The sequence below is a fragment of the Wenyingzhuangia sp. genome (assembly GCF_039768515.1).
GTDB lineage: Bacteria > Bacteroidota > Bacteroidia > Flavobacteriales > Flavobacteriaceae > Wenyingzhuangia.
In genome coordinates, this window is record NZ_JBDNAI010000002.1 from 1 (window position 1) to 6,704 (window position 6,704).

6 protein-coding genes are annotated in these 6,704 nt (G+C 36.2%); 5 read left to right on the plus strand and 1 reads right to left on the minus strand.

Annotated elements, in window-relative coordinates:
* From ABF281_RS00015 to ABF281_RS00025, 3 genes are all read left to right on the plus strand, one after another.
* On the plus strand, nucleotides 1–501 hold a 501-nt coding region (locus ABF281_RS00015; protein WP_347179651.1), incomplete at its 5' end, for an FAD:protein FMN transferase.
* Nucleotides 494–706: a DUF4266 domain-containing protein gene (locus tag ABF281_RS00020; RefSeq protein WP_347179652.1), complete on the plus strand. Its 213-nt coding sequence runs from the start codon at nucleotides 494–496 to the stop codon at nucleotides 704–706. The genes ABF281_RS00015 and ABF281_RS00020, both read left to right, overlap by 8 nt.
* 19 nt (nucleotides 707–725) lie before the next feature.
* Nucleotides 726–2,129 carry a DUF3570 domain-containing protein gene (locus ABF281_RS00025; RefSeq protein ID WP_347179653.1) on the plus strand — a complete coding sequence of 468 codons (1,404 nt, stop codon included), beginning with the start codon at nucleotides 726–728 and terminating at the stop codon, nucleotides 2,127–2,129.
* A 35-nt stretch (nucleotides 2,130–2,164) separates the two neighbouring features.
* On the opposite strand, the gene argH is transcribed toward ABF281_RS00025, so the two are convergent.
* The gene (gene argH / locus ABF281_RS00030; protein WP_347179654.1) at nucleotides 2,165–3,445 is read right to left on the minus strand and encodes an argininosuccinate lyase; all 1,281 of its coding nucleotides are present in this window, start codon (nucleotides 3,443–3,445) and stop codon (nucleotides 2,165–2,167) included.
* Nucleotides 3,446–3,748: 303 nt separating this feature from the next.
* Here argH and ABF281_RS00035 point away from each other — a divergent pair, with 303 nt between their 5' ends.
* Together ABF281_RS00035 and ABF281_RS00040 are read left to right on the plus strand one after the other, a co-directional pair.
* Nucleotides 3,749–6,331 carry a sulfatase-like hydrolase/transferase gene (locus tag ABF281_RS00035; RefSeq protein ID WP_347179655.1) on the plus strand — a complete coding sequence of 861 codons (2,583 nt, stop codon included), beginning with the start codon at nucleotides 3,749–3,751 and terminating at the stop codon, nucleotides 6,329–6,331.
* Nucleotides 6,328–6,704, plus strand: a 377-nt coding sequence (locus ABF281_RS00040; RefSeq protein ID WP_347179656.1) for a hypothetical protein, incomplete at its 3' end; no start/stop codon positions are given. The genes ABF281_RS00035 and ABF281_RS00040, both read left to right, overlap by 4 nt.

A 6,704-nucleotide genomic window follows, 5' to 3' on the forward strand; every position in this document is an offset into this window, starting at 1 on the left:
ATTGGTTTTGGTGCGATAGGAAAGGGATATGCGGCAGATAGAGCAAAATCATTGTTGAAAAAAAAAGGCGTTCGTTCGGGGGTTATAAATGCCTCAGGTGACATCAATGCTTGGGGAACACAACCCAATGGTAAGGAATGGCTCGTAGCCATCAAAAATCCACTGAATAAAGAAAAAATATTTTCGTGGATGCCCATTCATGATAGTGCTATTGTCACTTCTGGGAACTACGAAAAATATGTAAAGTTTAATGATGTTTTATATACCCACATCATAGACCCTAGAACGGGATATCCTGCCAAAGATATTTTAAGTGTTACTGTTTTTACCAAAACAGCGGAATTAGCAGACGCACTTGCTACCTCAGTTTTTGTAATGGGAGCTGATACAGGGGTAGATTTAATAAATCAGTTGAAGGGAGTGGAATGTGTTATTATAGATAAAGATAACAACTTGATAACTTCTGATAACATCGCATTAAAAACAATTAAAAATGATTAGAACAATCTTAATGCTGACGGTGGTGTTGCTTTTTACAAGTTCATGTATTGCTGTTAAGAATTATGAAAAGGTAAAACTTAATGATCCAGACATGGTGCTCGCTCAGAAGAAAGTGGATAGGTATGAAACGATTTCTCAAGTATACAGAGAAGGAGCATCAGGAGCAAATGGTGGAAAGTCTGGTGGTGGGTGTGGTTGTAATTAGTCTCATAAAAAATGATTTCATGAAATACTTTGTTGTTTTGTTAGTGTTTTTTTTCACACAAAATATGGTAGCTCAAAAAGATGCCAATGCTTCCTACAGAAAACGTGTTTTAGAAACAACAGAAGTAGACTTCTTAGCTAGTTACTACGTTCAAAATGGTGATAACGCCTCTGTGACCGGGGGAATAGGAAATGAGTTTTTGACAGATGCTGCTTCCTCCATTATCATCAGTATTCCTTTAAATGCTGATGACGTTTTAACGCTTGACAGTGGTATTTCAGCTTATACATCTGCTTCGTCTAGTAATGGTAATCCCTTTGATAAAGAAGGTTCAGGGTCTAGTAGTGATCAGACTTCTGGGAGTCCGTGGGTTGCCTCCTCGGGAGCTTCTAAGAGTGATGTTTGGGGTACCGTAAGCGCAGATTATTCACACAGTTCTGAGGATAGAAATTTTATCTGGAATGCCAATGTTTCCTATGCGATGGAGTATGATTATACTTCATTAGGTTTTGGAGGAGGAGTCCTAAAACAATTCAACAATAAAAATACAAGCTTAGGTTTAGGGACTAAAATATATTTAGATCATTGGAGTCCTATCTATCCCATAGAATTGAAGTCATTTAAACAAAGAAACAGAGGGCTACAGGAAGGGTTTTATAATGGAGATCCTGTCTTAGATCAAAACGGAGAGGCAAGTGCTGATTGGAGGCCTTTGGGGGGAGATTTTGACATCATACACGATACCTCCAGGAATACCTATTCGGCTTCTTTTAGTTTTTCACAGATTTTAAACCAAAATGCACAAGTATCACTATTTATTGATGTTGTGAGTCAAAAGGGTTGGTTAGCAAATCCTTTGCAGCGAGTTTATTTTGGAGACATCCCAAATTATTACTTAGGGAATAAGAACAATATTGATAGCTATACTTCAAGTCAAAATAAAGATGTTTTTCAGTTGGCTGATGACATTGAGAGATTACCAAAAAGTAGACTTAAAACTCCTTTAGGAATGCGCTTTAATTATTATCTAAGTGAAGTTTTTGTGCTTAGGACTTACTATCGTTATTATTTTGACGATTGGGGATTGAATTCTCACACCGCTAGTATTGAAGTTCCCGTGAAGGTATCTGAGAAATTTACTTTGTATCCTTCCTATAGGTTTTACACACAGACCGCAGCAAACTATTTTGCCCCTTATGAAGGGCATTTATCTTCTCAAGATTTTTACACTTCAGATTATGACCTTTCAGCATTTTATTCCAATCAATTTGGTTTTGGAGTCTCTTATGTAGATATTTTTGCAAAACCAAAGGTTTGGAGGTTTGGCCTCAAGAGTGTTGATTTGAAGTATTATAGGTACGACAGGAATAGTACATTTGAGTCAAACCTAGTCAATATTGCATTTAAATTTGTAATGGATTGATTTTGTTCTTGATGGGCGAATGATTTGTGGGAAATTTAAAAATTAGCTTCCATTTTGGCTACAATTTTATCTAGCCCTAAATTACCAACTGAACCTATATGTGTATGCTTCACTTCTAGATTAGGTTTAAATTCTCCTTTTTGAATCTTAGCTCCTACAATCTTGTAAGCATCTCTAAATGGAGTCCCATTTTGCACTAAGGCATTTACTTCTTCAACACTAAAAATATACTTGTATTTTTCGTCTTCCACAATATTTTCAGTAACAATGATGTTTTCTAGAGAGAAAACCATCATGTCTAAGCATGATTTTAGAGTAGAGACAGAAGGAATTAATCCCTCTTTGACCAATTGTAGATCTCTGTGATATCCACTAGGTAAATTATTGGTAATCAAGGTGAGTTCGTAAGGTAATGCTTGTAGTTTGTTGCATTTTCCACGAATCAATTCAAAAACATCCGGGTTTTTTTTGTGTGGCATGATACTAGAGCCAGTGGTTAACTCATCTGGAAAAGTAATAAATCCAAAATTCTGTGACATGTACAGGCAGATATCCATGCTCATTTTTGATAATGTGGCGGACAAACTAGCCATTGCAAAAGAAATAGATTTCTCAAGTTTTCCACGACCCATTTGAGCGGCTACGGAATTTACTTTTAAATTTTTGAAGCCCAATTCTTGAGTCGTCATCTCTCTGTCAATAGGGAAAGAAGAACCATAACCGGCTGCCGATCCTAATGGATTTTGATCTGCGACTTTGTAGGCAGCTTCCAAAAAGTAAACATCATCAATTAAACTTTCCGCATAGGCAGAAAACCACATTCCAAAGGAGGAGGGCATTGCAACTTGTAAGTGGGTGTATCCCGGTAGTAGGTAGTTTTTATATTGATCAGCTAAATTAATTAACAAATCGAATAATTTTTTTGCCCAATCCTTTAATTCTAGGATAGCGTCTTTGGAATATAAATGTACATCTAATAAAACTTGATCATTTCTAGAACGTGCAGTGTGAATTTTCTTACCTGCATCTCCAAGTTTTTCTGTCAATAGCCACTCTACTTTTGAGTGTACATCTTCAAAACTGTCTTCAATGGTAAAACTTCCCTCTTCAATTGTTTTTAAGATCAGATTCAATTCTACCATTAATTGATCTAATTCGGTATTCGTAATGGTTCCAATAGCATTTAGCATTCTTGATTGCGCAATGTTACCAAGCACATCATACTTGGCTAATTGTAAGTCCAATTCCCTGTCATTTCCTACTGTAAAAAGATCTATTTTTTTATCGGTTGCATAACCTTTATCCCAAAGTTTCATCTTGATGTTTTTATATCACAGCAAAGATACTGTTTTCGGTTGTAATCCTAAAAAGATCAACAAAGAACAATCTATAGTCTTGAGAATAGGAGGATAGACAAAAAAATCATGCAACAAATTTTTAAGGTCACAGAGAAATTCTAATTATAGAGTTCTTAACTCAGGGCCAACGAGAGTATCATGTTTTATTTGTAGAATAAGGAATTATAAGTTAGTTTTAAGGATTATCCGGTTTGCAAATTTTGATAGTACGAATTAAACTTTCTTTTGATTTGCGGGTCTAATTTACTAAAGTCCAATCTTATGAGTTTTTTATACAATAGTTTGTTTTTAATGTTTTTTTCCATTTCGTTATTTGGTCAACAACAATCTCCTAATATTCTATTAATAATAGCAGATGATTTAGGAATAGATGCTGTCCCTGGTTTTGGTATTGAAACCGATATGCCAGTAACTCCAACCATAGACTCGTTTCGTGAAAAAGGTTTGACTTTTACAAATTGTTGGGCTGCACCTCAATGTTCGCCGACCAGAGCTGCGATAATGAGTGGTAAGTATGGGATCAAGACAGGGGTTATGAGGCCTCCTTTGATTTTGGGTACAGATCATACTTCGATATTTACGAAAATAAAAGAACAAAGTGTCGCCGATTACAGTATGGCTGTTATTGGAAAATGGCACATAGGTGGAAGTAATAAAACAAATTATCGTCATATCACAGATTCAGGAGTCCCATATTTTGAAGGTGTTTTTACTTCTCAAGTAGAGGATTATTTTGATTGGATAAAACTATATTCAGATGGTACAGAGGAACAAGTACAAGAATACATCACAACACACCTTACAAACAGGGCTATTTCTTGGATAGATAACCAGGTAAATCCCTGGTTTTTGTGGCTGTCACACATAGCACCTCATGTACCTTTTCAAATTCCTCCACAGGGAACGTTTACTACTGAGCCGATAGATGAGAGAACAACTTATTTGGCGATGATTGAGTCTATGGATTATGAAATTAGTAGGCTGGTTGCTAGTATGGATGAAGAGACCCTAGAGAATACAGTGATTATTTTTATTGGAGACAATGGAACTCCTGGCAAAGCAAATACTTACTTTCCACAAGGACATGTAAAATCATCACTATATGAAGGGGGGATTCGGGTGCCGATGATCATTACAGGTAAATCTGTGGAACGAATCAATGAAGTAGAACAAGGCTTAGTTCAGGCGACAGACTTATATGCTACCATTCTGGAGTTGACGGGAGTACAGCTTCAAGGTGGTATTCATAATAGCTTGAGCTTAAAGCCAGCTTTGTCATTTCAAAATAAAATATCAAGAGAGATAAATTATACAGATTATGAAAGTGGTGGTGTAGCGTCTTGGGCAACTAGGACATTAGCCTACAAGCTTATTGAAGATGAAACAGGGAATGAAGAGTTTTATAATATTGCAGATGATATCCTTGAGGAAAATAATTTAATTGGCAATTTGACTGTTGCACAAGAATCCATCAAAACCATGTTGAAACAGGAAGCACAAACCGTCAGAAGTGATTGGTCGTGTATAGATGGAATTAAGAATGGAGGCGAGGTTGGAATTGATGATTGTGACAGTTCTTGTGGGGTGGTTGATGTGCTAAGTTACGATAATATTGATTGTTGTGGTACCCCTTCAAATCCAAGTATTTATTACGAATATCTAGAAGATGATCAGCGGGTTGTGTATTCCAATAATTATCCGAACCATAACTTTTGTTACGTTTCAACCAGAATACCAGAACCTTATTACAGGGTGTACAAATTTGATGTAAATCCAGTGTTGACAAATGAGGTTACAAGTTTAACTAGAGCAAACGGTAGGCCAGTCAATTATTTTGGGATTGGTTTGAATGGAATTTATATGATGCCTGCTCCTGCAACCCCATTTATTTTTGAAAATACAGCTACTGGGCAGTACAATTGGAATTGGGTTTTTGAGCCCACTACTAATATTGGCCAAGGATCTGATTATGTTGGTTTAGATTGTGCGTCTGCCCATGTAAATCCTAATTCAGGATATCATTATCATGGTAATATGTATGAGTATGTAGAAGAGTTAAGACCTGGTATTTCAACAACAAATACAATTCCTTCATCTATTTTACAAGTTGGTTGGGCTTCAGATGGATTTCCTATTTTGTATAGGTTTGGACCTGATAAAGAAGGAAATACAAAAGAAATGCTTCCAAGTTTTCAGCTTAAAAGTGGGACAAGACCGGGAGATGGTGTCAGTGCTCCCTGTGGTCCATATTCCGGAAAATATACGAATGATTTTGAGTATGTAGCGGGTAAAGGAGATTTAGATGAGTGTAACGGAATCCAAGCGGAAGTAACTTTAACCACTGCACAAGGGATAGAAACTTTTGAATATTACTATGTGGTCACGCAGTCCTTTCCTCAGATTTCAAGGTGTATGAAGGGTAATTTTAGTGAGGATTTTATAAGTAGTGCTGGACCTTTAAGTGATGAAGATAGAGATGGGGATGGATTTGTCAGTGCTTATGATTGTAATGATACCGATGAGAACATCAATCCTTTTGCCCTTGATGATCCGATGACTTCATTTGATGAGAGTTGTGGGTCTAATTTAAGTGTTGGTCGAATGGACTTAGAGTCTATGGGGTTTTTTATAAGTTCAAACTTAAACTCGGGAAGTATTTCTGTTGTCTATACAGGTTTGGATTCGTATACCGTTATTTTGTATTCAATATCGGGACAATTACTAAGAGAAAAATCTGGTGTTGGAGTCATAGAGTTCGAGAGTGTAAAAAGAGGAGGACTATATCTAGCGAGTATTATTAGAGAGGGTAAAATATTAGGAACCAAAAAAATTATTGTCAAATGAAATATCTAATTGTTCTGTTCCTCAATCTTTGTTATGGTTTTTTTTCAGCGACAGATCACGATGCCATAACAGCTACTTTTCATGTCATCGAGAGAGGTCATGTGATCATGCTTGAAGTTGATTTTGATACTAACGACTATTTATCGGTCAATACTCCAGCTCATTATAAAATTACTAAAGCTGAATTTGAAGACTATCTCAATAGAACAACTGATTGGGAGTTTGATGATGTCAAGGTAAAACCAAAAACGCTAAGTTTAAAGCAATTTGGTCATCACACCAAAGTGGTTTGTTTCTTGTCGGATGAAGCATACAAAACCAAAAAAATAAAGATTAAAAACAAGTTTCTATTGGGTGTCCCTACACATTCTAA

Coding starts and splice junctions, on each gene's coding strand:
- ABF281_RS00020 (WP_347179652.1), top strand. CDS start 494: ATGATTAGAACAATCTTAATGCTGACGGTGGTGTTGCTTTTTACAAGT.
- ABF281_RS00025 (WP_347179653.1), top strand. CDS start 726: ATGAAATACTTTGTTGTTTTGTTAGTGTTTTTTTTCACACAAAATATG.
- argH (WP_347179654.1), bottom strand. CDS start 3,445: ATGAAACTTTGGGATAAAGGTTATGCAACCGATAAAAAAATAGATCTT.
- ABF281_RS00035 (WP_347179655.1), top strand. CDS start 3,749: ATGAGTTTTTTATACAATAGTTTGTTTTTAATGTTTTTTTCCATTTCG.